17 protein-coding genes, 1 pseudogene and 1 riboswitch are annotated in these 26,304 nt (G+C 38.9%); all 18 genes and pseudogenes read right to left on the reverse strand.

Annotated features, from left to right (window positions below; all coding sequences use genetic code 11):
* Positions 1–169: 169 nt before the first annotated feature.
* Positions 170–1,369: an ABC transporter permease gene (locus tag ACWPV5_RS07245; protein WP_454383089.1), complete on the reverse strand. Its 1,200-nt coding sequence runs from the start codon at positions 1,367–1,369 to the stop codon at positions 170–172.
* Positions 1,366–2,259 (reverse strand): ABC transporter ATP-binding protein, encoded by an 894-nt coding sequence (locus ACWPV5_RS07250; RefSeq protein WP_314008542.1) that lies wholly within the window; start codon positions 2,257–2,259, stop codon positions 1,366–1,368. Before ACWPV5_RS07250 ends, ACWPV5_RS07245 begins: the two co-directional genes overlap by 4 nt.
* Before the next feature lie 619 nt (positions 2,260–2,878).
* Positions 2,879–10,060 carry a DUF1542 domain-containing protein gene (locus ACWPV5_RS07255; RefSeq protein ID WP_454383091.1) on the reverse strand — a complete coding sequence of 2,394 codons (7,182 nt, stop codon included), beginning with the start codon at positions 10,058–10,060 and terminating at the stop codon, positions 2,879–2,881.
* A gap of 466 nt (positions 10,061–10,526) precedes the next feature.
* Complete coding sequence (pheT, locus tag ACWPV5_RS07260; RefSeq protein ID WP_454383093.1) at positions 10,527–12,932, reverse strand: phenylalanine--tRNA ligase subunit beta; 2,406 nt, start codon at positions 12,930–12,932, stop codon at positions 10,527–10,529.
* 76 nt (positions 12,933–13,008) lie between these two features.
* Positions 13,009–13,518 carry a GNAT family N-acetyltransferase gene (locus ACWPV5_RS07265; protein ID WP_454383095.1) on the reverse strand — a complete coding sequence of 170 codons (510 nt, stop codon included), beginning with the start codon at positions 13,516–13,518 and terminating at the stop codon, positions 13,009–13,011.
* Positions 13,518–14,564 carry a phenylalanine--tRNA ligase subunit alpha gene (gene pheS, locus ACWPV5_RS07270; RefSeq protein ID WP_454383097.1) on the reverse strand — a complete coding sequence of 349 codons (1,047 nt, stop codon included), beginning with the start codon at positions 14,562–14,564 and terminating at the stop codon, positions 13,518–13,520. Before pheS ends, ACWPV5_RS07265 begins: the two co-directional genes overlap by 1 nt.
* A gap of 271 nt (positions 14,565–14,835) precedes the next feature.
* The gene (locus ACWPV5_RS07275) at positions 14,836–15,315 is read right to left on the reverse strand and encodes a GNAT family N-acetyltransferase (protein WP_224218907.1); all 480 of its coding nucleotides are present in this window, start codon (positions 15,313–15,315) and stop codon (positions 14,836–14,838) included.
* The gene (locus tag ACWPV5_RS07280) at positions 15,290–15,709 is read right to left on the reverse strand and encodes a chromosome partitioning protein ParB (protein WP_049521070.1); all 420 of its coding nucleotides are present in this window, start codon (positions 15,707–15,709) and stop codon (positions 15,290–15,292) included. Before ACWPV5_RS07280 ends, ACWPV5_RS07275 begins: the two co-directional genes overlap by 26 nt.
* Positions 15,710–15,736: 27 nt before the next feature.
* Positions 15,737–15,814: pseudogene (locus ACWPV5_RS07285) on the reverse strand (phosphatase PAP2 family protein); the annotation flags it as partial.
* A 30-nt stretch (positions 15,815–15,844) separates the two neighbouring features.
* Positions 15,845–17,065, reverse strand: coding sequence for an MFS transporter (locus ACWPV5_RS07290; RefSeq protein ID WP_454383100.1), 1,221 nt, complete (start codon positions 17,063–17,065; stop codon positions 15,845–15,847).
* Positions 17,062–19,578, reverse strand: a complete 2,517-nt coding sequence (locus ACWPV5_RS07295) for a class III lanthionine synthetase LanKC N-terminal domain-containing protein (RefSeq protein ID WP_454383101.1) — start codon at positions 19,576–19,578, stop codon at positions 17,062–17,064. Before ACWPV5_RS07295 ends, ACWPV5_RS07290 begins: the two co-directional genes overlap by 4 nt.
* A 562-nt stretch (positions 19,579–20,140) precedes the next feature.
* Positions 20,141–20,278, reverse strand: a complete 138-nt coding sequence (locus ACWPV5_RS07300) for a hypothetical protein (RefSeq protein WP_160313022.1) — start codon at positions 20,276–20,278, stop codon at positions 20,141–20,143.
* 129 nt (positions 20,279–20,407) lie between these two features.
* Positions 20,408–21,280, reverse strand: coding sequence for a helix-turn-helix domain-containing protein (locus tag ACWPV5_RS07305; RefSeq protein WP_004237388.1), 873 nt, complete (start codon positions 21,278–21,280; stop codon positions 20,408–20,410).
* Positions 21,281–21,386: 106 nt separating this feature from the next.
* The gene (locus tag ACWPV5_RS07310; protein WP_454383104.1) at positions 21,387–22,037 is read right to left on the reverse strand and encodes a phosphatase PAP2 family protein; all 651 of its coding nucleotides are present in this window, start codon (positions 22,035–22,037) and stop codon (positions 21,387–21,389) included.
* On the reverse strand, positions 22,027–22,590 hold the full coding sequence (locus ACWPV5_RS07315; RefSeq protein WP_000185834.1) for an ECF transporter S component: 564 nt from the start codon (positions 22,588–22,590) through the stop codon (positions 22,027–22,029). The genes ACWPV5_RS07310 and ACWPV5_RS07315 overlap by 11 nt, the downstream gene beginning before the upstream one ends.
* Positions 22,591–22,754: 164 nt before the next feature.
* Positions 22,755–22,973: riboswitch (FMN riboswitch) on the reverse strand.
* A 59-nt stretch (positions 22,974–23,032) separates the two neighbouring features.
* A complete protein-coding gene (locus ACWPV5_RS07320) occupies positions 23,033–23,536 on the reverse strand; it encodes a tRNA (cytidine(34)-2'-O)-methyltransferase (RefSeq protein ID WP_454383106.1) in 504 nt (167 codons plus the stop codon).
* A 192-nt stretch (positions 23,537–23,728) separates the two neighbouring features.
* The gene (locus tag ACWPV5_RS07325) at positions 23,729–24,559 is read right to left on the reverse strand and encodes an energy-coupling factor transporter transmembrane component T family protein (protein ID WP_454383108.1); all 831 of its coding nucleotides are present in this window, start codon (positions 24,557–24,559) and stop codon (positions 23,729–23,731) included.
* Entirely contained in the window at positions 24,544–26,226 is a 1,683-nt protein-coding gene (locus ACWPV5_RS07330; protein ID WP_454383110.1) for an ABC transporter ATP-binding protein, read from the reverse strand. The genes ACWPV5_RS07325 and ACWPV5_RS07330 overlap by 16 nt, the downstream gene beginning before the upstream one ends.
* Positions 26,227–26,304 lie beyond the last annotated feature (78 nt).

Raw genomic sequence — 26,304 nt, forward strand, 5'->3', positions numbered from 1 at the left:
TCCTTCCCATCGAAAAGTATTTGGAAGGTTCCGGGGCCTTTCAAATGGGGTAAACAATACCGCCTACTATAATACCAAATTTCACCCCTAAAAGTCAATAGATATGAAAAATATTTTTCTAAATTCCACTCTTTTTATCTCTAAAAAACCTCGCTTTCGCGAGGCTCTTCTATTTATAAGATAAGGCACGTTTAAAGGTTTTCCAAATCCCTAAATCATCCGTTTGAAGGACTAGGCTGGCATACATGCGTCCGATAAAGACTGTTGCCGTTACTGCAAAAGCAATCGTAATAGCAAGTGAAATCCAAGCTTCTACCCCATTTGCATAGCCATTAATGGTTCTAAATGGCATAAAGAAGGTCGAAATAAAAGGAATATAAGAACCAATCTTCAAGATGAGATTGTCACCAGCTGCACCTAGAGCTGTCACTCCAAAAAAACCACCCATAATCAAAATCATCAAAGGCGACAGGGCTTTCCCTGAGTCCTCAGGACGAGAAACCATAGAACCTAGGAAGGCTGCTAAAACAACGTACATAAAGAGGCTAACCAAGACAAACAATAAGGTGTTGAGCGAGAAAGCCTCTCCTATATGGTTTAAAATACCAGATTGTGCCAAGATTGGTAGGTCTTTAAAGAGAAGAATGGCAGCAAGTCCACCCACGACGTAAATGCCAATATGGGTCAAAATCACAAGAAGCAGAGCCAGCATGCGAGCGTAGAAATAATGACTAGCTCGGATACTAGAGAAGACAACCTCCATAATTTTGGTTCCTTTCTCGCTAGCCACTTCCTGAGCAGTGACACTAGCATAGGTAATCAAAATCATATAAAGGAAGAGACCAAGCCCTGCGGCCGCAAAGGTTTGAATCATTTTTTTATTTTCCTTGGCTTCATCAATCTTTTCTGTGAATTGAACTGTCTGCGCTAAGCGTTTTTCCTGCTCTTGAGACAAGGAGGCCGTTGAACGATTAAGCTGATTTTGTAGTTCATTGAGTGTACCTGTAACCTCAAATTTAATTCCATTTTCAAGCGATGTTTCGCCATGATAAACTGCCTTTAGAACACTATCTTCTTGATCAATAGTCAGATAGCCTTTTAATTTTTCATCTTTAATCGCTTCTTTGGCACTTGCTTCGTCTTTATAGTCAAAGTTAACACCATTTACATTCTTCAGTCCTTCTGCTACAGACGGCACTGTTGTCACTACTGCCACTTTATCATTTTTAGCCATTGAAGAGCCTTGTAGATAGCCAATTCCCCCAGATAGACCGATAAACAAGAATGGTGAAATCACCATAAAGAAGAAACTCCACGATTTGACATGTCGAAGATAGGTTTCCTTCATTACAACCCACATATTTCTCATACTTCCACCCCTGATTCTAGTTTAAAGATTTCATCGATTGTCGGCGCTTGCTGGTCAAAGGTTGCGATATATTGCCCCTGAGTCAAGATTGGGAAAAGTTCCCTTCCAGCGCTCTCATCCTCTAAGATCAATTTCCAACTGCCTTGTTTGGTCAAACTCACCTGTTTGACATGAGGAAGTTTTTCCAATTCTTCCTTGCTTCGTTCACTTGAAACAAAGAGACGCGTTTTCCCGTATTGATTGCGAACATCCTGAACTGGTCCATGCAAGACCACACGACCATCTCGAATCATCAGAATATCATCACAAAGCTCCTCGACGTTGGTCATAACATGGTCAGAAAAGATAATGGTTGCCCCACGTTCTTTTTCTTGAAAAATGACTTGCTTGAGCAATTCTGTATTGACTGGGTCCAATCCACTGAAAGGCTCATCCAAGATAATCAAGTCTGGTTCATGAATAAGAGTAATGATGAGCTGAATTTTCTGCTGATTTCCTTTTGACAGACTCTTAATTTTATCTGTCAGCTTCCCTTTCACTTCCAACCTCTTCATCCATTGAGGGAGTTTTTCCTTGACCTCCTTGGCATCCATGCCTTTTAGAGTCGCCAAGTAGCGAACTTGTTCAAGAACTGTCAATTTAGGCATGAGACTGCGTTCTTCAGGAAGATAGCCAATCCGAGCGTAGGTCTCCTGACGAATATCCTGACCATCTAGACTGATTTCTCCTTGGTATTCTAAAAACTTCAAAATACTGTGGAAAATCGTTGTTTTCCCAGCACCGTTTTTCCCGACTAATCCCAAAATACGACCTGGTCGCGCTTGAAAGTCAATACCAAACAAAACTTGCTTGGATCCAAAACTTTTCTCTAGATTTCTTACTTCTAGCATCTTTCACCTCCGAAATGTCTTTCACTCATTATACTCCTTTTTGATAGCCTTTACAATGTTTTTTGTCCATTTTCAGAAGACTATTGCTGTGTAAAATACGGTCTGGAGCACTTTTAGTGATAAATCCATTATACAGTAGCAAACTCAATTTATCACCTCTGCTCCTCAACTGTCCATTTTTAATCCTGAATTGTTATTTGAGCAACCCCTTTATTCCAAATAGCTTTTCCCTAAAAATCATTACATCATATGTTATCATTTGTCAAAAATAAAAATCCTATCTATTTACTTTGACATAAAACATCATCAAATAGCAACTATTATCAATTAAAACATTACTTAACAACTATCTTCCTCTATATGACTACCATCTTTGAAGAATTACCTATCTCTATATGAATAGTCATTCCTAAACCTAAAAATTTTTTGAAATTGAGTTGGCCTAAACCTCTCATTACCTCATGAAATTCCATGAAATTTAGGATTTAGATTCACTACTCAATTTACCTGTATCAAAAATCTCCTAGCAGATTTTTCTGCTAGGAGATTTTCTTACGAGAGATACTTGTTTAAACTCTAAAAATCAGATTCATTATCTAATAATCAAACAATCTACTAATTAAGCTTCTTCGTCTTCTTTACGACGACGGCCTGCAAGACCGAGACCAAGTAATGCACTTGCAGCTGCTGCTACCATAGCTACAGTAGAATCTACTGTACCTGTATTTGGCAATTCTTTAGCCGCTTTACGCGCATTTGCTTGTGCTGATACTGTTTGGCTAGCATTAGCTGCTGCTTGAGTAGTAGCTGGAGCTACAACTGCTGTTTGCACAGATTGGTTGTTAGCTGGAACTACAGCTGGTGTTTGAGCAGATTGATCGTTAGCTGTATTTGCATGATCCGTTGATGGAGCAACTTTCGCCATGAAGTCTTCGATACGTTTAACCATTGCATCCACTTCTGCTTGAGTTGCGTCTGCATTGGCAAATACTTTCTTAGCATCTGCTGATAATACATTCGCTTCTTTTGCAGTTTCTGCATCAAGCTTAGCTGATTCTTTAAGGAGCAATTCATCTAATTGATGGATAGCACCTTCTAACTTAGCTTTATTAACTTTGGCTTCAGTGTTATTAGCTCCGTTATTTGCTCCATTTCCTTCATTTCCATGATTTTGTGAAACAATCACTTCAACAGGTACGTTAATTTCTTCTACGCTTCCATCTGCTAATTTAACTGTTACTTTAGCCATCACTGTACCTAATGCTGATGTTGTAGGTTTTTCAACCTTAACAATTTCTACACCGCTTGGTAAGTTTAGTTTTGATAAAACATCTTTATCTGTTAAAGATTCACCTTGCTTAACAGTTACAGAACCATTTACAAACAATTTTGATAAATCATATTCTTCTTGCTCACGAATAACTGCTGAAATACGGTAAACAAAGTTACGAATCGCTTGGTCTACATCTGCTTCTGTTGCTGCTTTTTGAATCGCTTCAATTGCTTCCTTAGCTTTGTTGACTACTTGTGCTTTTGCCGCTGCTTTTTCTGCTTCTGTTAAATCAGTTGCATTCTCAAGTTCAGCTAATTTCTTAGCTAGTTCAGCTTCTACTTCTGCTTTGGCTTTAGCCTTGTAATCTGTTGTTGCTGGTGCTACTTTAGCGATTTCTGCTTTTCCTGCTTCTTTCGCTACTTCTACATCTGCTTCTGTTGCAGCTTTTTCTATTGCTTCGATTGCTTTCTTAGCTTCAGCTGCTACTTGTGCTTTTGCTGCTGCTTTTGCTGCTTCTGAAAGTTTGTCGTTAGCTTCGATGGCTGCTTCTTTGGCTTTTGCTGCTTTTTCGATTTCCGCTTTCGCTGCTGATTTTCCTACTTCTACCGCTGCTGCTGGTGTTACTTTAGCGATTTCTGCTTTTCCTTCAGCCTCTTTTGCGTCTACTCCAGCTTGATCAGTTGCTGCATCGATTGCTTTCTTAGCTTCGTCTGCTGCTTTCTTAGCTTCTTCTTTCGCTGCTGATTTTTCTGCATCTGAAAGTTTGTCGTTAGCGTCGATCGCTTTGTCTTTTTCTGCCAATGCTGCATCTACTGCCGCTTTAGCTTTGTCTTTTCCTACTGGGTTGACTGCTTCTACTGCGGCTGTTCCTTCAGTTGATTTAGCGTCTACTCCAGCTTGGTCTGCTGCTGCATCGATTGCTTTCTTAGCTTCGTCTGCTGCTTTCTTAGCTTCTTCTTTCGCTGCTGATTTTTCTGCATCTGAAAGTTTGTCGTTAGCGTCGATCGCTTTGTCTTTTTCTGCCAATGCTGCATCTACTGCCGCTTTAGCTTTGTCTTTTCCTACTGGGTTTACTGCCGCTACTGCATCTGTTCCTTCAGTTGCTTTTGCGTCTACTCCAGCTTGATCAGTTGCTGCATCGATTGCTTTCTTAGCTTCGTCTGCTGCTTTCTTAGCTTCTTCTTTCGCTGCTGATTTTTCTGCATCTGAAAGTTTGTCGTTAGCGTCGATCGCTTTGTCTTTTTCTGCCAATGCTGCATCTACTGCCGCTTTAGCTTTGTCTTTTCCTACTGGGTTGACTGCTTCTACTGCGGCTGTTCCTTCAGTTGATTTAGCGTCTACTCCAGCTTGGTCTGCTGCTGCATCGATTGCTTTCTTAGCTTCGTCTGCTGCTTTCTTAGCTTCTTCTTTCGCTGCTGATTTTTCTGCATCTGAAAGTTTGTCGTTAGCGTCGATCGCTTTGTCTTTTTCTGCCAATGCTGCATCTACTGCCGCTTTAGCTTTGTCTTTTCCTACTGGGTTTACTGCCGCTACTGCATCTGTTCCTTCAGTTGCTTTTGCGTCTACTCCAGCTTGATCAGTTGCTGCATCGATTGCTTTCTTAGCTTCGTCTGCTGCTTTCTTAGCTTCTTCTTTCGCTGCTGATTTTTCTGCATCTGAAAGTTTGTCGTTAGCGTCGATCGCTTTGTCTTTTTCTGCCAATGCTGCATCTACTGCCGCTTTAGCTTTGTCTTTTCCTACTGGGTTGACTGCTTCTACTGCGGCTGTTCCTTCAGTTGATTTAGCGTCTACTCCAGCTTGGTCTGCTGCTGCATCGATTGCTTTCTTAGCTTCGTCTGCTGCTTTCTTAGCTTCTTCTTTCGCTGCTGATTTTTCTGCATCTGAAAGTTTGTCGTTAGCGTCGATCGCTTTGTCTTTTTCTGCCAATGCTGCATCTACTGCCGCTTTTGCTGCTGGTTTTGCTTTTGCTGCTGGATCTACATCTGCTACTTTTGTAGTTCCTTTGTCTTCTGCTGCCGCTACTGCATCATCTGTTTTCGCTTTGTCAACATTTGCTTTTGCTGCATCTGCTAATTTACGTGCTTCTGCTTTGGCTGCTGCTTTTTCTTCAGTAGTTAACTCAGGACGTTTCTCAATTTCTGCAACTTTTGCAGTATAAGCATCTTCAATCGCTTGTTTTGCGGCTGGTTTTACTTCTGCTTTTGGCACTACAGGGGTAATTTTTCCTACTCCTGCTTCTTTAGCTGCTGCTACATTCGCATTAGAATCTGCTTTATCGATGGCTTCTTTGGCTGCTTCTGCTTTCGCTCTAGCTTCTTCTTTAGCAGCTTCTTTTTCTTCTGTTGTTGAATCTGCTTTTGCGTCAATCGCTTTTTCTTGTGCTTTTAATGCGGCTTCTACGGCCTTTTTAGCTGTGTCTTTTTCTACAGCTGCTGGATCTACTGCTTCGACTTTTCCTGTTCCAGATTCTTTTGCTGTTTCTACTGCATCGTCTGTCTTCGCTTTATCAACATTTGCTCTGGCTGCATCTGCCAATTTACGTGCTTCTGCTTTGGCTGCTTCTTTTTCTTCTGTTGTTAACTCAGGACGTTTCTCAATTTCTGCAACTTTTGCAGTATAAGCATCTTCAATCGCTTGTTTTGCGGCTGGTTTTACTTCTGCTTTTGGCACTACAGGGGTAATTTTTCCTACTCCTGCTTCTTTAGCTGCTGCTACATTCGCATTAGAATCTGCTTTATCGATGGCTTCTTTGGCTGCTTCTGCTTTCGCTCTAGCTTCTTCTTTAGCAGCTTCTTTTTCTTCTGTTGTTGAATCTGCTTTTGCGTCAATCGCTTTTTCTTGTGCTTTTAATGCGGCTTCTACGGCCTTTTTAGCTGTGTCTTTTTCTACAGCTGCTGGATCTACTGCTTCGACTTTTCCTGTTCCAGATTCTTTTGCTGTTTCTACTGCATCGTCTGTCTTCGCTTTATCAACATTTGCTCTGGCTGCATCTGCCAATTTACGTGCTTCTGCTTTGGCTGCTTCTTTTTCTTCTGTTGTTAACTCAGGACGTTTCTCAATTTCTGCAACTTTTGCAGTATAAGCATCTTCAATCGCTTGTTTTGCGGCTGGTTTTACTTCTGCTTTTGGCACTACAGGGGTAATTTTTCCTACTCCTGCTTCTTTAGCTGCTGCTACATTCGCATTAGAATCTGCTTTATCGATGGCTTCTTTGGCTGCTTCTGCTTTCGCTCTAGCTTCTTCTTTAGCAGCTTCTTTTTCTTCTGTTGTTGAATCTGCTTTTGCGTCAATCGCTTTTTCTTGTGCTTTTAATGCGGCTTCTACGGCCTTTTTAGCTGTGTCTTTTTCTACAGCTGCTGGATCTACTGCTTCGACTTTTCCTGTTCCAGATTCTTTTGCTGTTTCTACTGCATCGTCTGTCTTCGCTTTATCAACATTTGCTCTGGCTGCATCTGCCAATTTACGTGCTTCTGCTTTGGCTGCTTCTTTTTCTTCTGTTGTTAACTCAGGACGTTTCTCAATTTCTGCAACTTTTGCAGTATAAGCATCTTCAATCGCTTGTTTTGCGGCTGGTTTTACTTCTGCTTTTGGCACTACAGGGGTAATTTTTCCTACTCCTGCTTCTTTAGCTGCTGCTACATTCGCATTAGAATCTGCTTTATCGATGGCTTCTTTGGCTGCTTCTGCTTTCGCTCTAGCTTCTTCTTTAGCAGCTTCTTTTTCTTCTGTTGTTGAATCTGCTTTTGCGTCAATCGCTTTTTCTTGTGCTTTTAATGCGGCTTCTACGGCCTTTTTAGCTGTGTCTTTTTCTACAGCTGCTGGATCTACTGCTTCGACTTTTCCTGTTCCAGATTCTTTTGCTGTTTCTACTGCATCGTCTGTCTTCGCTTTATCAACATTTGCTCTGGCTGCATCTGCCAATTTACGTGCTTCTGCTTTGGCTGCTTCTTTTTCTTCTGTTGTTAACTCAGGACGTTTCTCAATTTCTGCAACTTTTGCAGTATAAGCATCTTCAATCGCTTGTTTTGCGGCTGGTTTTACTTCTGCTTTTGGCACTACAGGGGTAATTTTTCCTACTCCTGCTTCTTTAGCTGCTGCTACATTCGCATTAGAATCTGCTTTATCGATGGCTTCTTTGGCTGCTTCTGCTTTCGCTCTAGCTTCTTCTTTAGCAGCTTCTTTTTCTTCTGTTGTTGAATCTGCTTTTGCGTCAATCGCTTTTTCTTGTGCTTTTAATGCGGCTTCTACGGCTTTTTTAGCTGTGTCTTTTTCCACACCCGCTGGACTGTAAGCATCTACTTCATCAACGCCTGAAGCTTTAACTGTATCCACTCTATTGTTTGTTTTTGCCTTATCAACATTTGCTTTAGCTGCATCTGCCAATTTACGTGCTTCTGCTTTCGCAGCTGTTTTTTCTTCTGTTGTTAACTCAGGACGTTTCTCAATCTCTGCAACTTTTGCAGTATAAGCATCTTCAATCGCTTGTCTTGCGGCTGGTTTTACTGCTGCTACCGGCATTATTGGCGTTATTTGATTTACTCCAGCATCTCTTGCCTCATTTGCTTTTGTTTTATCAGTTGCATTATCAATTTTATCTATAGCTTTTTTAGCTTCGTCTTGAGCTGCTTGTTTTGCTATATCTTTTTCTTCTTGCGTAGTAACTGTTGAAGTTTCAATTTCAGATAACTTCTCTTTCAGTTTTTCTGTTACTTGTTGTTTAGCGGCGTCTTTTACTGTTTTCTCTTCATCTACCAATGCTGTTTTTTTAGCTAACACTTCCGTTAAAGCTTCTTTATAATCATCTGTAGATTTAGAATTATCTGAACCTGAGATCAAACTTTGAATTTTTGCTAATTGTTCCTCATATGCCGCCTTACTATCATCTGTTCTCCAGCTTACATCTGACGCTTCAGTTTCTTTTAATTTATTATAAACCCTTGTCAACAAATCTTTTGCAACATCTCTTGTATCTTGAGAAAGAGTGAAGTCAAGTCCTGATATCGGCAGTGAATATTTTATATCCCAAGCTTGATAACTCATACCTGTTCTATTTTCATCTGCTAAACTGACCCTTACTTTATATTTTTCAACACCTTTATCTAATACAATATTTTTACTCGTAAATGTTCCCGATTTACCATTCGGAATATTACTAGCTTCAGCAATTTTCTTCTCAGCTTGTTCTTTACCTATAAACTTGTTACGAGTCTTAGTTTGTCCCTGCACAAAACCATTCGAAGTTTCTGAAATTCTAATTATGTCCTTATTAGTTCCATCACTCGCCTTGGTCACTATTTTATCTTGATCACTATAATTCTTAGACGGATCAAAAGTAGTCTCATAGACCTTTTTTTCAGTGCTTCCAACTATACTGAATACTTCTACTTTATAGTTAGCTTTATATCCTTCAGAATCTCCAGCATAACCTGTCTTAAATTTCACAACAACACTCGATCCATGTTCTTTGGAGTAAGCTTTAAAAGTCTTTTCAATACCATTGAAGCCTACCACATTCTTTGTTATACCACTCCCTTCATTTGAATCTCTGTATTGACTATTGTCTTTTACTAATGCATCTTTGTTTGCTCTAGTTCTACTTTTTGATAACAGTAAGATATATTGGCTTGATCTATCAAAGGCTTGTTCTCTTAGCCAAACTTTATCATCTAATGTTGAATTTATAGTCTCTAGTGGAAAAACCCCGTCTATTGTTTTTCTTGCGATAGCAAAAACCCCTCCATTAACCGATGTCCAACCACCAAATTCGTTAATTTCTGCAACCTTCCCTTCTTTAAGACTTTTCTCTTCTCCTAGCTTATCCATATTTTGTAGCTTGCTATTATTTTCTACCTTACTCGGTAATCCTTGTAACTTTTTAGATAACTCCTCTAAAGTTACATTTTGATTTGGTGTTTCAAAAACTTGATTTGCCGCCTCATCACTTGTAGTATTCGGTGCTGTTGAACTAGTGTCTGCGGCACGTCTTTTTCGTGATTTCGGCTTATTGCTTTCTGTTACTGGAGTAGCAGCTTTCTCTTCAGCTTTCACTGTTGTTTGTTCTTTGTTTTCTACGCTATTTGCTTCTGCAGATGATGCCTCAGTGTTTTTTTCTGCTGATTTTTCTTCTGTTGTTGAAGTAGTAGATGATACTACTGGCGCTGGAGTAGCATCAGCAGGTTTTGAAGTAGTTGTGTCTGCTTGAGCTTTCGAAACAGTAGCTGACTCCACTGATGTTGAGCTTGCATCAGCAGGTGTTGGAGTAGTTGTATCTGCTTGAGCTTTCGAAACAGTAGCTTCACTGCTACCAGAATTTTCATCCAACTGATTATTTGCTGGAGTAGCTGCTAGGGCAGAATCTGTTGCTGTTACGTTTGGTTCTGCTGCATACACTGCACCATTTCCCAAAAACATAAAAAATGCTGCAACCGCTACACTGGCCGCACCAAAACTTACTTTTCTGACAGAGTAACGAGTTACCTTCTCACGACGTGAGCGTTCTACTCGACTCATAGAATAATTATTTTCCATCTATAAAGACTCCTTTATAATTTATTAAACTAGTGAAGACGGTAATGCTAGTTAATATATATATATATATTAACTAAAAGAATCACATATACACTATTCTAATTCTAATTTTATCATTGTTATGCTAATAAATCAAGTATTTTGATTTATTAGACAGAAAAATAAAAATACACTTAGATTTTATTTCATGCCGAAGTTGAAACAGCACATTGAAACTTCTAAAACATTGCTATAAACTTGTTTGAATTCCCCAATAGATTTGTTCGCAGTTTATTTCAATCTACTGTAGTCTTAAACAGTTATAAAAGCGAAATCAAGAAAGTATATAAGAACAGCTTCATTCACACTAACAAGACCTAAGATTTAAAAACAAAAAACGAACAAAATAGAATTCTAACCGTCTAGAAAACTAGTTTTATTCGTTTTTTATGTTTAAGTCTAAACTTTCATTTCAAACTCTAATAACTTAACGCACTTCTGCATTGACTTTTTCTTCGAGCGATGCTTGGATTTTTTCCATGTAGCGTGCTACTTCTTCGTCCGTTAAGCTGTCTTCTGGATTTTGGAAGGTCAAGCTATAAGCCATTGACTTCATACCTAGTCCCAATTTCTCACCTGAGAAGACGTCAAAGAGTTTGATATCTGTCAAACGTTTCACGCCGGCAGCTTGGATAGCATCTACAACTTCTTGGTGAGTCACTTCTGCCTTGAGGAGAAGGGCAACGTCACGGCTGACTGCTGGGAACTTCGTGATTTCCTCAAATGGAGCAGCTGGTTGAAGGGCAGCTTCGATGGCTGAAAGGTTGAGCTCAGCCACATACGTTTCTGGAATATCGTAGGCCTTAGCAGTAACTGGGTGTACTTGACCAAGGAAACCAAGAACTTGGTCACCGAGTGAAATGACTGCTGTACGACCTGGATGAAGGCTAGCGATTTCAGATGTTGCTGTATAAGTTACTTGGAATCCCAAACGAGCAAAGAGGGCTTCAAGGATTCCTTTAGCATAGAAGAAATCAACTGGAACTGCTGCTGTTTGGAAATCTTTTTCAGCAACCAAGCCTGTCAAGGCAAAGGCAAAGCTGTTGATCTCATTTGGAAGTTCTTCTGTTGGATTGCCAGTTTGTTCAAAGACCTTTCCAATCTCATAAAGGGCCAAGTTTTTATTCTTACGAGCCACGTTATAAGCCACTGTATCAAGGATACCAGAAATCATATTTTGACGGAGGACAGAACGGTCCACTGTCATTGGCCACATGAGTTCAGTAAGGTTACTTGGTTGAGCCGTAAACTCAACTGCTTTTTCAGGAGTTGTTAGAGCATAGGTGATGATTTCTGTCAAACCTGCTCCTTCAGCAATCGTACGAACTTGACGGCGGAGTTTTTGTGTAACTGTCAATTCACCAGCTGTACCATCGTCTTTTGGAAGGCTGGTTGGCAAGCGGTCATAACCATAGATACGAGCAATTTCTTCAAAGAGGTCTGCCTCGATAGCGATATCCCAGCGACGACGTGGGACGCTGACTGTAAAGCTGTCTGCATTTCCAGAAAGACCAAAGCCAAGACGACGGAAGACGTCTTCTACATCCGCGTAAGAAAGTTCTGTACCAAGGACACGGTTAACATCAGCAAGAGTTGAATAAACTTCCACATCAGAGGTATCAAGTTCACCCGATGAAACGATGCCTTTACGCACCGTCGCACCTGCAAGTTCTGCAATCATGCTAGCCGCCGCATCAAGGGCTTCGTTAACAGTTGCCACATTGATGCCTTTTTCAAAGCGAGAAGACGATTCTGAACGAAGGTTCAGGCGACCACTGGTCTTGCGGATTGATTTTCCGTTGAAGACTGCAGCTTCAAGGACAACACGACTAGACTTTTCAGAGATTTCTGTTGCTTGACCTCCCATGACACCGGCAAGGGCTACTGGCTTGTCTGCGACAGTGATAACTAAGTCATTCACGTCCAAGTCACGTTCTTCACCATCCAAGGTCATCAATTTTTCACCAGCACGCGCTTCACGCACACGGATGTCAGTCCCTTCAAAGGTATCCAAGTCAAAAGCATGCATAGGTTGACCAAAGTAGAGCAGGATGTAGTTGGTCACGTCCACTACGTTGTTAATAGGACGGATACCTTCATTCATAAGAAGGTTTTGCAACCATTGTGGACTTGGTACGATAGTCACATTGTCCAAGATACGAGCTGCATAGTAAGGCGCCTTGTCTGTCTCAATGCCCACAGAAAGAGCATCTGCTGCAGCTTGGTCAGTTTCTGAAAGAGTAAATTCTTTAAAGTTGACTGCCTTATCGTAGATAGCTGCTACTTCGTGAGCTACCCCACGCATAGAAAGGACATCCGCACGGTTGGGTGTGATAGACAGTTCGATGATTTCATCATCCAAGTCTAGGTAAGAAAAGACTTCCTCACCTGGAACGGCATTTTCTGGCAAGATTTGGATGCCATCTGCGAATTCCTTAGGCACAACTGAGTCAGAAATTCCCAATTCACCAAGGGAACAGATCATTCCAAGTGACTCAAGACCGCGGATTTTCCCTTTTTTGATCTTGTAATTGTCAGCGATGCGAGCTCCTGGAAGAGCCACCATAACCTTGATACCAGCACGCACATTTGGGGCACCACAAACGATTTGACGGGCTTCTTCTTCGCCAACGTTAACCTGACAAACATGGAGGTGAGTTTCTGGCACGTCTTCGCAAGACAAGATCTCACCGACGACAATTTTTGAGAGACCAGCAGCAGGTGATTCGACACCTTCGACCTCGATCCCTGTAGTTGACATTTTTTCAGCCAACTCTTGTGATGGCACATCAATGTCCACCAATTCTTTTAACCATTTATAAGATACAAGCATAATTTAGTTCTCCAGAATGACCGTTGCCACTCTAGTTCTTTTCCTTTCCTATCATTTCAATAGAAGAATCATCTTCTTACCTTAATTTCTTTTTCAGTAACCAATCTGTATCTACTTTTTGACCAACCATAAAATGATGTTGGCTAAATTTTTCAAAACCATATCGATTATAAAACGCTTGAGCTTTTGTATTATGCTCCCAAACACCTAACCAAGCCCAGGAAAAACCATTTTTTTCGGCAAGTTCAAGAGCGAATTCAAACAGTTGCTTACCTAGTCCAAATCCTTGGAATTTTTGTAGCACATAGAGGCGTTGAATTTCAAAAGCATCCTCTAATTCTCTCTCAGTCTGAGCACTTCCCCAGTTGACTTTGAGAAAACCAGCTATCTCCTCTTCATGCATAATGAAGTAGGTTTCGGATTCTGGATTTTCCAACTCAGTTGACAAAACTCTCAGACTATAAGCCTCTTCAAAGTATTCCTGTAACTGCTCTTCCGTATTATCATGCGCAAATGTTTCACGAAAGGTTTGTTTGGCAATTTTGGACAACACCCCAACATCTGCCTTTTCTACTTTTCTAATCATTATTTAAACTGTTCTGAGAAGCGGACATCTCCTTGGTAGAAGCCACGGATATCATTGATTCCGTAACGGAGCATAGCTACACGCTCTTGACCAAGACCAAAGGCAAAGCCAGAGTAAACAGTCGCATCGATACCACTCATTTCAAGGACACGTGGGTGAACCATACCGGCCCCCATAATTTCAATCCAACCTGTTTTCTTACATACGTTACAGCCTTCTCCACCACACTTGAAGCAAGAAACATCCACCTCAACAGATGGCTCTGTGAATGGGAAATAAGATGGACGCAGACGAATCTGACGCTCTTCACCGAACATTTTTTGCACAATCAACTGAAGGGTTCCTTGAAGGTCTGCCATAGAAATGTTCTTCCCAACAACCAAGCCTTCAATTTGGTGGAACTGGTGACTGTGGGTCGCATCGTCTGTGTCACGACGGAAGACACGCCCTGGCGAAATCATCTTCAAAGGACCTTTTGAAAAATCATGGGCATCCATAGCACGCGCCTGTACAGGAGATGTATGAGTACGGAGCAAGATCTCTTCTGTGATATAGAAAGTGTCCTGCATATCACGAGCTGGGTGGCCTTTTGGAAGGTTCATACGTTCAAAGTTATAGTAGTCTTGCTCCACTTCAAAACCATCCACGACTTGGTAACCCATCCCAATGAAAATATCTTCGATTTCTTCACTGGTTTGTGTAAGGACATGACGGTGACCAGTCGCAACTGGACGACCTGGAAGTGTCACATCGATACTCTCGCTAGCCAGTTGAGCCGCGACTTTCTTTTCTTCCAAGAGCTTAGCTGTTTCTTCAAAGGCTGCTGTCAAGACATCGCGCGCTTCATTGACGTGTTTCCCAATGATTGGACGCATCTCAGCAGAGACATCTTTCATCCCTTTGAGAATTTCAGTGAGCGAACCTTTTTTACCAAGGACTGAGACACGCAATTCTTGCATCTCTTTTTCATTTTCAGCAGTAATCTGCTTCAAGCTTGCCAGCGTTTCTTCACGAAGCGCTTTTAATTGTTCTTCAATAGTTGACATAATTCCTCCATCAGTCGCTTATCAGATAAAAAGAAAACCACATGCCAAAAACTCCACTCGGAGCGTTGACACGCGGTACCATCCGTTTTCATCTGACAAGTCAGACCTTCATTTCTAAATCCATGCGCAAGTGAATTCACCCAGCTTTCATATAGAGAGCTTGCAGTCACGGCTCTCCTCCCTGATATACTTCCCTTGAGTTACTAGTCTTGCAGATTTCTATTCAATTACTACATAGTTTATCAGATTTTTAGTTAAAAAACAAGTTAGATTAGACTAATTTCAATACAAAACTCGTTCCTTTTTCTGTTGCTCCATTTTCAACAAATCCAAGCGACTTGAAACACCTCCTAGAAGCATGATTGTAGGTGTAGATTTCCTTGACTCTCAATTCTTTCCATCCTTTTACTCGAGCCAATTCAATCAAAGCACTTAGAATCTTTTTTCCAAGTCCTCGATGTTGGTAAGCTGAATTCCCAATCACAATGGGGAGATTATCCTGAGATAGTGTAACATCCCCAATTGGAAACCATTCTCCCTTCTCCTTGACTTCAATCCAAAAAAGTTCACCATGCTGATCCAAATAGGAATACATGGCTTCCAAAGTTTCTTGACTGTAAGGAAGCTTTACCCCATCTACGAGGTAAACCAAGTTCACATCCTGATACCAAGCAAAAGCTTCCTCACAATGATTGACCTTACAATAAGGAACGAGACGTAGTGCATTATCTATTTGTAAAATCTGTTTCATCAGCTTTCCTTTTCAATAAGAGAGTTGTTGCTTGATTAAAACCATCACACCAGTTATACCATTTTGCTTCATACTCATCTTGAGCTAAGATATGATTTTTTAAATCCAGAACAGAGTAAATCTTTCTTTCCTCACAAGCTTGCGCATAGAGGTGATATAATTCATCACCACCATCTCTATCCCACTCAGCAGAAATCGTATCCCAACCTGCCAATAAAGCCTGATAAGCCCTATGATGCCCATCTGTAATCAACAAGCAATTTCCAAAGGCAAGAATACTAATTGGATCAACATTGTTTAGTTCTACCGACTGATAAAGCATCTGAATATCTTGCAACTTCTTTTCTGATAAGTATAGTTGAGTCGGATGAAGATCTGCTATATTGACTTTCATTTCTTTCTCCTCAAAGGAATTTGATACTCACTTCTGCTTGCCTTTAAATCGCCATTGGAAGCGGAGTTTGTCATAGAAGGGAAACTCGATAAACAGGACTCCCATCCACAAAAGAGACAATAGTTCATACTACTATTACTCTATTTTCATTGCTCTCACAATCGCTAAGGCAGTCAACACAAAAATAAAAAGTGGAATCACTGTGGTTTTTAGGTTTGTAGCACTCGCTAATGCAACGATGAGCATACTAAGAATTCCTGGTACAACAACATTAAACACTCCAAGCACTGACTGTATGGTTCCCATAACTTCCTCTGGAACCATCGAAAATACAAGGTTGAAAATCCGAGGTCCCATCATTCCTACAGCAACTGCGCATAAGAAGACAACTGCCAATAAAAGGAGAAACTGATTGGTCAACCAAGAAAAGAGAATACAGAGATGCATAATTTCTTCAAAGTAAGCAATCATTTTTATGGGAATATTTTTTAAGATACTTCCGCTCAGAAAACTTCCCACAATCGTTCCTGAAAAAATAACCACTGACAAAACTGCAATGGATTGCCCAGTGTCAAAGAAGATAAATGGATGATGGATCAACATCAAGGTCGTTAAAGGGGTAATAATGCTTAAAATCACTTGGTTCATAGCTGCAATGAATATTAATTTTATGATGGCTGGAAAACTTGACAATATCTTCATTGAATGGAGGAAATGCTCTCCAAAAGATTTTGCGGTTAATCTTTTACCAACCTCCATCTGTCCCTCAATATCACTCAAAGAAGTACGAATAAACACCACACCCAACAGTGCAAAAAGAAAGGTCAAAGCATTCAAACCTACAAACATCTGAAGACTGATAACCCCAATCAAAACTCCACCTATAAGGTTGCTGAGAATATTAACTACACCAGCAGTTGCCTGTCTAAACCCCATAGCATCTGTCATATCATCTCCGATAATCCTCACATACAAAGGAGAAATCATAGCACCTGCAAAATAGCTCATGGTATCTGATAAAAGATTGATTCCGCAAATAAGGAGAACCATCCCCATAGAGAAGTTCTTATCCGTTACAAACAGTGTCAATAGAGTATAAAGCAGAAACTTACTTGCCAATATAGCAATATATTTTGCAACACGATTTTTTTGAAAATCGGCAATAACACCTGTAAACAACTGAGAAATCTGTGGCAAAGTCTCCGAAACTGTTATACAAAGAACAGCTAATGAAGCAAATTTATATCCCGATACATACGAAATAAAGGAAATATAAAACAGTGTATCACCAAATGACGAAACCCATTGATTAATCAGCAACATTCGATAACTTTTATTATTCAAAAAAGTATTCATTGGATCGCCTCCTTCTTCAGTTCAAAAGGAAATTGAAATTCTAACAGTGCCCAATATATTCCCAAAGTTCCAATACCAAAATCAAAATACTCGTAATTTCGATTCTCACTTTGAAAAACAAGAAGTTCATCATACTTTCTAAAAGACTTAGTAAGAAGCAACTGAACTATATCATTCTTATCTTTATCTCCAAATACATACGCATAAGTTTGTAACAGACTAGCAATGCCATGGCAATAACATGTTTCCATACTCAGGTGGTGGTTAAGAATCACCACTCTAGCCTCCGAAATTAACTTAGAGTATTTTAGAGGTTCGACCAAACAAAGATATAGAATCAACCCTGATAGTCCATCACACCAAGATAGCTCTAAATTATTGTAACTATTTTTATTTTTCAAAATTTCTTGTGATAATATTTTTGCAATTTCTTCTGTAAAAATACTTATTATGGAATCAAATTTCTTACTATCAAATAAAATTTTATATTCATTCAAAACATATGCTATTCCTGCTTTTCCATGAGCAAAACTATAATCAAACAAGGAATTATATTGTGAAAAATCCTGACCGATTTCCTCTTGAAGTTCAGAAATTGCAGTATGGATAAATTCTTCAAGATAGGCGGTTCCTTCCAACTCATAATACCTCATAAGAGATAGCAAAACACCTGCTTTTCCTAAAACAAAATCCTGTTCGCTAATATCATTATAACCTAACAATATTTCACTTACTAGAGTAGTAGCTTTATTTTTATAAAAAATATCACCTGTTCTTTCAAACAATAATATTAAAGCCCATAAAAATCCTGACGCACCAAAATACAATGAATTTTGATACAGATAACTCTTGCTATCTCTTGTTATTTCTATCTTTTGAACCCATTGCTTAACTAACTTCAGTTCAGAAGACGATAAACATTGAGTAACAAATATTATATAACCAGACAGTCCGTGCTGAAAAGATATCGGGTTAACAAATTCTCCAAATTCATTTGAAGGTAAAAGACGACCTGTGCTATCAATATTTTGGGATAAAATAAAATGTGCTATTTTCTCAGATTCCTTTTTAAAATCATAACAACTAACATTAAAATCCACCTCTGACATATCAATATTCAAAATTTCAATTTCATTAATTTTCTTTATTATATTAGTAGATTCTTTCGCTTCACTTAAATTCAACAGATAAATCAACCAGTAATACACACTCTCTGATATATATTCCATATTTTTAGCGATTCGTAACGCTTGTTTTATTTTATCAATACAACTAATATCGTACAGATTGTCTCCCGGCGAAAAAGCTAATGTTCTACCAACCAAAATAGCAAAACTAGTCATGGCTACAGCAAAATAATCTTGATTAATCGAACTCTCAGATAGGTCATTATCTGGATTTACCATAAAAGGGGTTTTTACATATCGTCGTACATCTTTTATCAGAGATACATTCTCTAAATCTATTAAAAATATAGAACCATCTTCTCTATAAATAAAATTTGTAGGCGATAAGTCTACAATCTTATATCCTAAACTATGAATAGAATTAACAATTGATATTAAATTATCTATTAATTTTAATTTTGTTCTATAAGAAAACCTTTCTTCCCCAATTAAATCAAAATAACTATATCCTTCAATAAAACTTTGAACAACAAAATAGTCTCCATCAACTTCAAACTCATCTATAAAGTTTGCCGTATAAAGCTGAGAATCTAATATCTTCAACATATTAGCTTCATTTTTTATCTCAGCGATAGCAAAATGCTTCCCCTCAACATCGTTGCTGACAAAAGAGCGCACTTGTTTCACAATAACTTTTTCCCCAGTATCTTTCTTTTTAGCTCTATATACATTCCCTCTGTTAGATTTTTTTAATATTATTTCAAATTTATAGTTATTTATTAAATGATTCTCAGGTATTCTCCCTATCTCTCCAAATAACTCCTGTTTCTCTTCTGGAGTAAAAAGATCCTCCTTCCAATCAGGTATCACAGGAAAATTTTTACGAACATCTTCTACCCAATTCCCCTCCTCGTTTTTCAACAAATAAATAATTTTGTGATTTTTTTCGTCATATTCTTGTATTTTTTTAAATGAACCAAATCTATAGTGCAGCGGTGAATGTTTTCCACATTGAAAATCAGACAATATTCTTGGAGAAAAATATATAGCAAGTTTCTCACGTAACGCTAATATTATTTCACGAGCTTGCTTATCATTTGCAGGATAAATTGTCATAAATTTATTGGCTATAGGTGACGTTTCTCGTGGAGAGTTAATCTTTTTTAAACTTTCAATATCCTTAACAACTTTAAATGAACATTCAATTTCGCGTAAAAAAGATGCTACTAGTGTAAAGATACTAACCGCATCTTTCATTTGTGAACTTATGTGAATTTTCCATCCCGAATCTGATAAATTCTTATTATAGCCAAAATAAACCCAGTCAGAAGAAACATACTTAACTTTAGAATCAAATTGTTGTATTGAATTCTCAAGAACATCCATTAATTACTCCTCGTATATAAAGAAAGAGAAGTAGACTAACCCACCTCTCCTATATAATTAAACTATCTTAAACTTTCGTAAATAATCTACAATTGATTAAATACATGAAAGCGCCTATTAAACTTGAACTTCTTAAAAATGAACTGTCAAACTATAAAGAATTATGAAATATTTTATATGCAGACATCAACATTTCAATAAGAAGAGGTTCTAAAAGCATTTAAGACTAACCGACTGTAACCGAGCATGTAAAGTCGCATAATCTTTCAACTTGCGTAGGAAGAGGTGCAACTGGTAACATCTCAAGATTTGACAATGTTTCCATGGTGATTCTCCTAATTTTATTTAGAATTCTTTTTCCGGAAAGGAAAATTCTATAAAGCCTTTATAAATATAGTTAAAGAGTTTTTTAGATAAATCTCACAAGCAAAACTTCAACATCCAGATAAATGAAGTCTCAATACACTAATACAACACTTAAGGACTAAATCCTCCATCAGAATCTGATTTATTTTTGAAAGTAAAACTCAATTCTGTTTATGAAGCGATATGTTGGATATCTTTAAAGTGAAATTCCATATGCTGGTCCTGGATCAACTCCTCTAGTTGTTACAGATAAAGAGCCACTTAACACATTAAATAGAAATAGAAGCAATAAAGCAATTAATATACATAGCTTGACAACTTGAAATCTTTTCATCTTCTAAACCTCCTTAACTATTGACGATATTCTAACACATCAATTTTAGTTTGTCAATAATTTTTATGTAGATTTCTTATTTTTTTTTGAAATATGAATTTAAGTTATCTAAAAATACAAATCTTTTTCTTAATCTTCACTTTCCAATAATTTCATTTCCTTCTCAATTTCCATCATCATTCTCTGGTTCTCTTCGTGCTTGTAAAGCTGATAAGATACTTGATAAAAACCTAGTATCCTATCCTTTTCAGCAAATCCCACACTTATATTTCCCAATAAACAATACAAATCTGCTAATCGATAACTACTATTATATCTTTTACAAATAGCTATTGTTTCTGTAATCTCTTCTATAGCTTCAGATGTTTGTTCATTCAACCACAAATATCTACAATAGTTATATCGGAATTTAATCATCAATTCTAATTGTTCCAAATGATGAACAGATAATGACTGGATATTCTCTTTTAAAAGTTGATAGAGCTCCTGATATGTGTCTTCCTGCCCCATATCAAAATAAAAATTAGCCAAGGTATTTCCCAGCTGTAGATAGTAAAAATCAGATTTTTTCAGAGACAACAGTATTTTTTCCAATTTCGCAACTGCCTCTGTTTGATGATTCAGATAATGGAATTGAACTAATGTATCAATCCAGTCTAAATAAATCTGATCTTTAGCAGATAAACGAGCACGTTTAGATTTTTCTAGTTCATAGATGTAATGGAGAGATTCATATTCCCTCTCATCCAAAAACTTCTTAGATAGTTCTTTAAACTTATCAATATTTTCCAAGCTAGAAACCTCAGTCTCTTCAAAGAAATAATTCATGCTCACCTTCAATCGCTTAGATAGCTGAAAGAGTAATTCTGACCCGGGTGAGTATTTACCTTGCTCCATACGGCTAATCTGTCCTTGCTCACAAATCCCCTTAGCCAATTCCTTTTGAGATAATTTTAATTCCTTTCTCTTGTTTTTTAAGCGTGTCGCTAGTAACATGTCCACACTTTATTCCTCCTTGCTTTATTTATTAAAGTACATCAAGTTTCAAAAACATGTTTAAAATATATATTTTATATCCTTATCTTTGTATAATTTTTTATCTTTTTCATCACTTCTGCTTACCTTTAAATCGCCATTGGAAGCGAAGTTTATCATAGAAGGGAAACTCGATAAACAGGACTCCCAAGCCTACACAGAGACTGGCAAGAACATCTGATGGGTAATGAACTCCCAGATAGACCCTTGATACCAGCACACTGACTAGGTAGAGGCCAAGAATAATTTGCACGATTTTTCTCCAGACTGGATCTTTAATCCGTTGACTGAGAATGACAATCAGAGATCCGACCATCAAGGTTACAGCCAGAGAATGCCCACTCGGGAAGGAAAATCCCTTCTCCTCAACCAAGTGTAAAATAGCTGGTCGTGGACGCTGGTAGATATTTTTAAAGATCACAATTAAAAGACCTGCCAACGCCAAATTCCCCAGCATAAGTAGGCTTTCTATCTTCCACCGCTTACGATAAAAGATAAAGGCTACAATGACAACCCAAGTGATAATCACTGGGATATCAATCAGGCGTGTAATGGATCGGAAAAGAATAGTTAAATAATCTGGCAAGTCTCCTCGAACTACCGTCTGAATCGGTTGGTCAAAATTGACCAACATTTCAGGGTAAAATTTGACCATATAGCCCAGAATAACGAAAAGTAAAAGGGCAAAACTGCCCTTCATTAAAAATGTTTGTTTATCTTTCATAATGTTTTAAGGTTGGTTTTAAGAGAACATACAACAACCAGAATGAAACGGAAAAAATTACACCCTCAATCAAGTTAAAAGGTAATACCATAGTCATTAGGTAGTTGGAAAGTCCCAAAATTTTTCCAATATCAAAGTTAGCAAACTTAGCGTACAAAGGAACAGCGTAAACATAGTTGAGAACCAACATAGCCACGGTTAAACCAATAGTTCCAGCTAGAGAGCCTAGTAGGAAACGAAGGGTTGTCCGTTCCTTTTTCCAAATCAAAGCAAATACGATGACAAAAACTCCCAAAGCTACGATATTCATTGGCAAACCAATGTAAGTATTCACTCCCTGGCTGTTAAGAAGCAGTTTCAAGAGTGAGCGAAGCAAGAGAACTCCTAGAGCAGCAGGCAAATCCATGACCACCAAGCCCACAAGGACTGGCAAGATACTAAATTCTATCTTGAGGAAGGACGCCGCTGGCAAAAGCGGAAAGTCAAAGTACATCAGCACAAATGAAATGGCTGATAGAATCGCAATGGTCGAAAGTCGACGTGTGTTTGTCATAACAGGTTCCTCCAATTTTCTATAAAATCAGAAGAAGTTAGAAAGGATTCCTCTATCTATTCTCACTTTTTATATCCTAAAAGTTCCCTCTCACTCTATTAAAGAAAACAAAAGCAAGCGGTTACAGTTCAGCTATAAATCTATCAGAACAGACAAAGCTATTCTTTCGTCTTCTCCCATCCAGACTATACTGTCGGTTGTGGAATCTCACCACATCAGCTTGCGCTCGCGGACTTATTTGGCTAAGATATTTTAGATTTATCTAGGCGTCGCAGTCGAAGATAATACTTAAAGTATATCGAGACAAGACAACGACGAGAAAGCTAAAATAGATAGTCAAATTTACCGCCGGTCGGGAATCACACCCTGCCCTGAAGACTCTTTTATCATAACAAAAAACGCTTGCAAGCGCAAGCATTTTGTTCATTTTCATTTTCATTTTTTATTTCAATTTATCCACTTCATAGGTATGAACGAGCTCAAGACCTGCAAAGTTCTGCTGGCGAAGGGCTTCGTAGACAATCATGCAGACGGTATTAGACACATTGAGACTGCGGACATGTTCATCATTCATGGGAATACGGAGAGCTTTCTCAGGATGTTCGCGCATAAAGTCCTCCGGCAAGCCCTTGTCTTCACGTCCAAAGAGAAAATAATGGTCTTCGTTAGTCGATAAATCCACATCAGAATAGACTTTTTCCGCGAATTTCGAAATCAGATAGAGTTTGCCCTCCATCTGAGACATGAAATCCTCCAAACTATCGTAAAAATAAATCTCTAGTTTATCCCAATAATCCAACCCAGCTCGCTTCATCTTGCGGTCATCAATAGGAAAGCCCATTGGCTTGATGATGTGGAGGGGAGAATTGGTCGCAGCGCAAGTACGCGCGATATTGCCTGTATTTTGTGGAATTTGTGGCTCAAATAATACAATGTGATTTGTCATGACTTGCTTCCTTTTACCATTGCAAAAAAATAGCCACACTGCCCGGAGTCAAGCTCAGCAAACAGCGTGGTTAAGGCATCGTTAACTTACCTCACAACAGGTTTGAAGTAAATCAGCGAAACTACTTTCTTAGTATAACACTTTCAGAATCATTGTCAATAGAAACGACTTGATTTTTTCAATTTTTTCAAGCTATTTCCAAGGGTTGTAAAATCGTCCCTGATTCTGCAAGATAAGTAGTAAACTAGCTACTAAAAACAAGGCTGCCAAGAGCAGGGTAAGATAGTCTCCTTTTTTCAAGGCCTGATAACTATACCAAGTGCGTTTTTTCTCTTTCCCAAAGCGGCGAAGTTCCATGGCGGTCGCAATGGTATCAATGCGTTCTAGCGAACTAAAAATCAAGGGAGTGATAATGCGCAGATTGCCTTTGATTCGTTGCATAAGAGAAGCTTTCTTGGATAATTCCATCCCACGCGCTTCCTGAGACATCTTGATAGTAAAGAATTCTTCCTGCAAATCTGGAATATAGCGCAAGGTTAGACTGACAGAATAGGCAATCTTATAGGACACACCGATTTGATTTAAACTGGAAGCAAACTGACTAGGGTGGGTTGTCATCAAAAAGATAATAGCCAGAGGAATGGTGCAAAGGTACTTAATAGCCAAATTTAGCAGATAAAAGAGCTCTTGACTGGTCAGAGTGTAGACTCCGATTCCCTGCCAAATCACACTTCTCTCTCCATAAAGTCCAACCCCATACTCGGGAGAAAAGAGATAGACCATCAAGACGTTTAAAACGGCAAATATCGTCGCAAAAACGGCTACAAAAGAAACATCTTTAAAACGGATTTCTGACAAATAGAGGAGAAAAACCGAAAAGATGGCTATCAGAACAAGCAGTCTGGTATCATAGCTAATCATGGCAGCCAATGACACGAGAATGAAAAAGAGAAGTTTCCCAGCTCCTGACAAGCGATGAATCACAGTATCTCTATGATGGTAACCGATTAATTTTGCTTGCATCCTTCTCTCCTTTCTTTGTAAAATGCCGTCAAATCAAGTGGATCAACATCTAATTTCTTAGCTAAGTTGAAGATTGAAGTTTCTTTTAGATTGGCTTTTACTAACAGCTCTGGATTGCTCAACAGACTAGCTGGATCAGTATCGGCAATCAATTCTCCATCCACCATAACAAGAGCTCGATCTGAATAATCTAGCATCAATTGCATATCATGAGTAATCATGACAATGGTATGACCTTTTTGATGCAACTCTTCGAGAAATTCCATAATCTCAGTATAGTTCTTCTGGTCTTGACCTGCTGTCGGTTCATCTAAGAGGATAATTTCAGCCCCTAAGACCAAAATTGAAGCAATGGTGACACGTTTTTTCTGACCAAATGACAGGGCAGAAATAGGCCAATTACGGAATTCATAGAGACCACAGATTTTCAAAGTTTCATAGACTCTCGTTTCAATTTCCTGCTCGTCCACACCTCGCAAACGAAGTCCCAGAGCCACCTCATCAAAAATCATATTGGTTGAAATCATTTGATTAGGATTTTGCAGCACATAGCCTACTCGTTCCGCCCGCTCTGCAACAGAATCTCCTTTGATATCCTGTTCTTCCCAAAGATAGCGCCCCTCCGTCTGAATAAAGCTACTTAAGGCCTTGGCTAGGGTTGACTTCCCTGCTCCATTTTTTCCGACAATAGCAATCTTTTCACCTTTTTTAATATCCAGATTAATGGATTTCAAAATCGGTCTATCATCATAAGAAAAAGATACATCCTCTAATTTAAAGAGTGACTGCAATTCTGGGGTTTCTTTTGCCAGTTCATTCTGCAACTGAACCTGACCTTTTGAGATGGACAAGTTGTCCAAATTTGCTAATTGTTCTTCCTTAGCTAAATCCACACCTAATTGACGTAAAGTAGTTAGATAAAGGGGTTCGCGAATCCCATTTTGGGTCAACAAATCAGTCGCCAATAACTGATCAGGACTCCCATTAAAGAGGATACGGCCATCGTTTATCAAGACAATCCGATCCACAGGACGATGCAGAACGTCCTCCAAACGGTGCTCAATAATAAGGGTCGTCGTCCCCTCCTCCTTATGAATCTGATCAATCAATTCGATAATATCCTGACCTGACTTGGGATCCAGATTGGCGAGTGGCTCATCAAACAAGAGAATCGGACTCTCATCAATCAAGACACCAGCCAGACTGACCCGCTGCTTTTGTCCACCAGATAAATCCTGAGGACGCTGATTCAGTAAAGAAATAAGGTCCAGCTTTTCAGCCCATTTATGAACACGGCTTTTCATCTCCTCTAGAGTTGTCACATCATTTTCCAGAGCAAAAGCCAAGTCCTCTGCCACGGACAAGCCGATAAACTGCCCATCTGTATCCTGCAAAACCGTGCTAACCAGATGAGACTTATCATAGATACTCATATCAAAAGCGGCTTGACCCTTGATCAAAAATTCTCCAGACATCTGCCCCTTGTAAATATTGGGAATAATTCCATTCAAACACTGACCCAAGGTAGATTTACCTGACCCAGATGGCCCAACAATTAAGACTTTCTCTCCCTTGTAAATAGTCAAGTCTACCCCTTGCAAGGTCGGTTCTTGTTGTGTTTCATACCGGAAAGAGAAATCCTTCCACTCAATTATAGCTTCTTTCATCTTACTCTCTTCATTCGCTTCTTAGACTTCTATTTTATCATAAATCAAGCCCTTCTTGCAGTCTCTTCTCTTAAAATC

The sequence above is a fragment of the Streptococcus sp. Marseille-Q7156 genome (assembly GCF_965119495.1).

Bases quoted from the DNA above. Each gene is read 5' to 3' on its own strand.
- ACWPV5_RS07245 (WP_454383089.1), bottom strand. From the start codon at position 1,369: ATGAGAAATATGTGGGTTGTAATGAAGGAAACCTATCTTCGACATGTC.
- ACWPV5_RS07250 (WP_314008542.1), bottom strand. From the start codon at position 2,259: ATGCTAGAAGTAAGAAATCTAGAGAAAAGTTTTGGATCCAAGCAAGTT.
- ACWPV5_RS07255 (WP_454383091.1), bottom strand. From the start codon at position 10,060: ATGGAAAATAATTATTCTATGAGTCGAGTAGAACGCTCACGTCGTGAG.
- pheT (WP_454383093.1), bottom strand. From the start codon at position 12,932: ATGCTTGTATCTTATAAATGGTTAAAAGAATTGGTGGACATTGATGTG.
- ACWPV5_RS07265 (WP_454383095.1), bottom strand. From the start codon at position 13,518: ATGATTAGAAAAGTAGAAAAGGCAGATGTTGGGGTGTTGTCCAAAATT.
- pheS (WP_454383097.1), bottom strand. From the start codon at position 14,564: ATGTCAACTATTGAAGAACAATTAAAAGCGCTTCGTGAAGAAACGCTG.
- ACWPV5_RS07275 (WP_224218907.1), bottom strand. From the start codon at position 15,315: ATGAAACAGATTTTACAAATAGATAATGCACTACGTCTCGTTCCTTAT.
- ACWPV5_RS07280 (WP_049521070.1), bottom strand. From the start codon at position 15,709: ATGAAAGTCAATATAGCAGATCTTCATCCGACTCAACTATACTTATCA.
- ACWPV5_RS07290 (WP_454383100.1), bottom strand. From the start codon at position 17,065: ATGAATACTTTTTTGAATAATAAAAGTTATCGAATGTTGCTGATTAAT.
- ACWPV5_RS07295 (WP_454383101.1), bottom strand. From the start codon at position 19,578: ATGGATGTTCTTGAGAATTCAATACAACAATTTGATTCTAAAGTTAAG.
- ACWPV5_RS07300 (WP_160313022.1), bottom strand. From the start codon at position 20,278: ATGAAAAGATTTCAAGTTGTCAAGCTATGTATATTAATTGCTTTATTG.
- ACWPV5_RS07310 (WP_454383104.1), bottom strand. From the start codon at position 22,037: ATGAAAGATAAACAAACATTTTTAATGAAGGGCAGTTTTGCCCTTTTA.
- ACWPV5_RS07315 (WP_000185834.1), bottom strand. From the start codon at position 22,590: ATGACAAACACACGTCGACTTTCGACCATTGCGATTCTATCAGCCATT.
- ACWPV5_RS07320 (WP_454383106.1), bottom strand. From the start codon at position 23,536: ATGACAAATCACATTGTATTATTTGAGCCACAAATTCCACAAAATACA.
- ACWPV5_RS07325 (WP_454383108.1), bottom strand. From the start codon at position 24,559: ATGCAAGCAAAATTAATCGGTTACCATCATAGAGATACTGTGATTCAT.
- ACWPV5_RS07330 (WP_454383110.1), bottom strand. From the start codon at position 26,226: ATGAAAGAAGCTATAATTGAGTGGAAGGATTTCTCTTTCCGGTATGAA.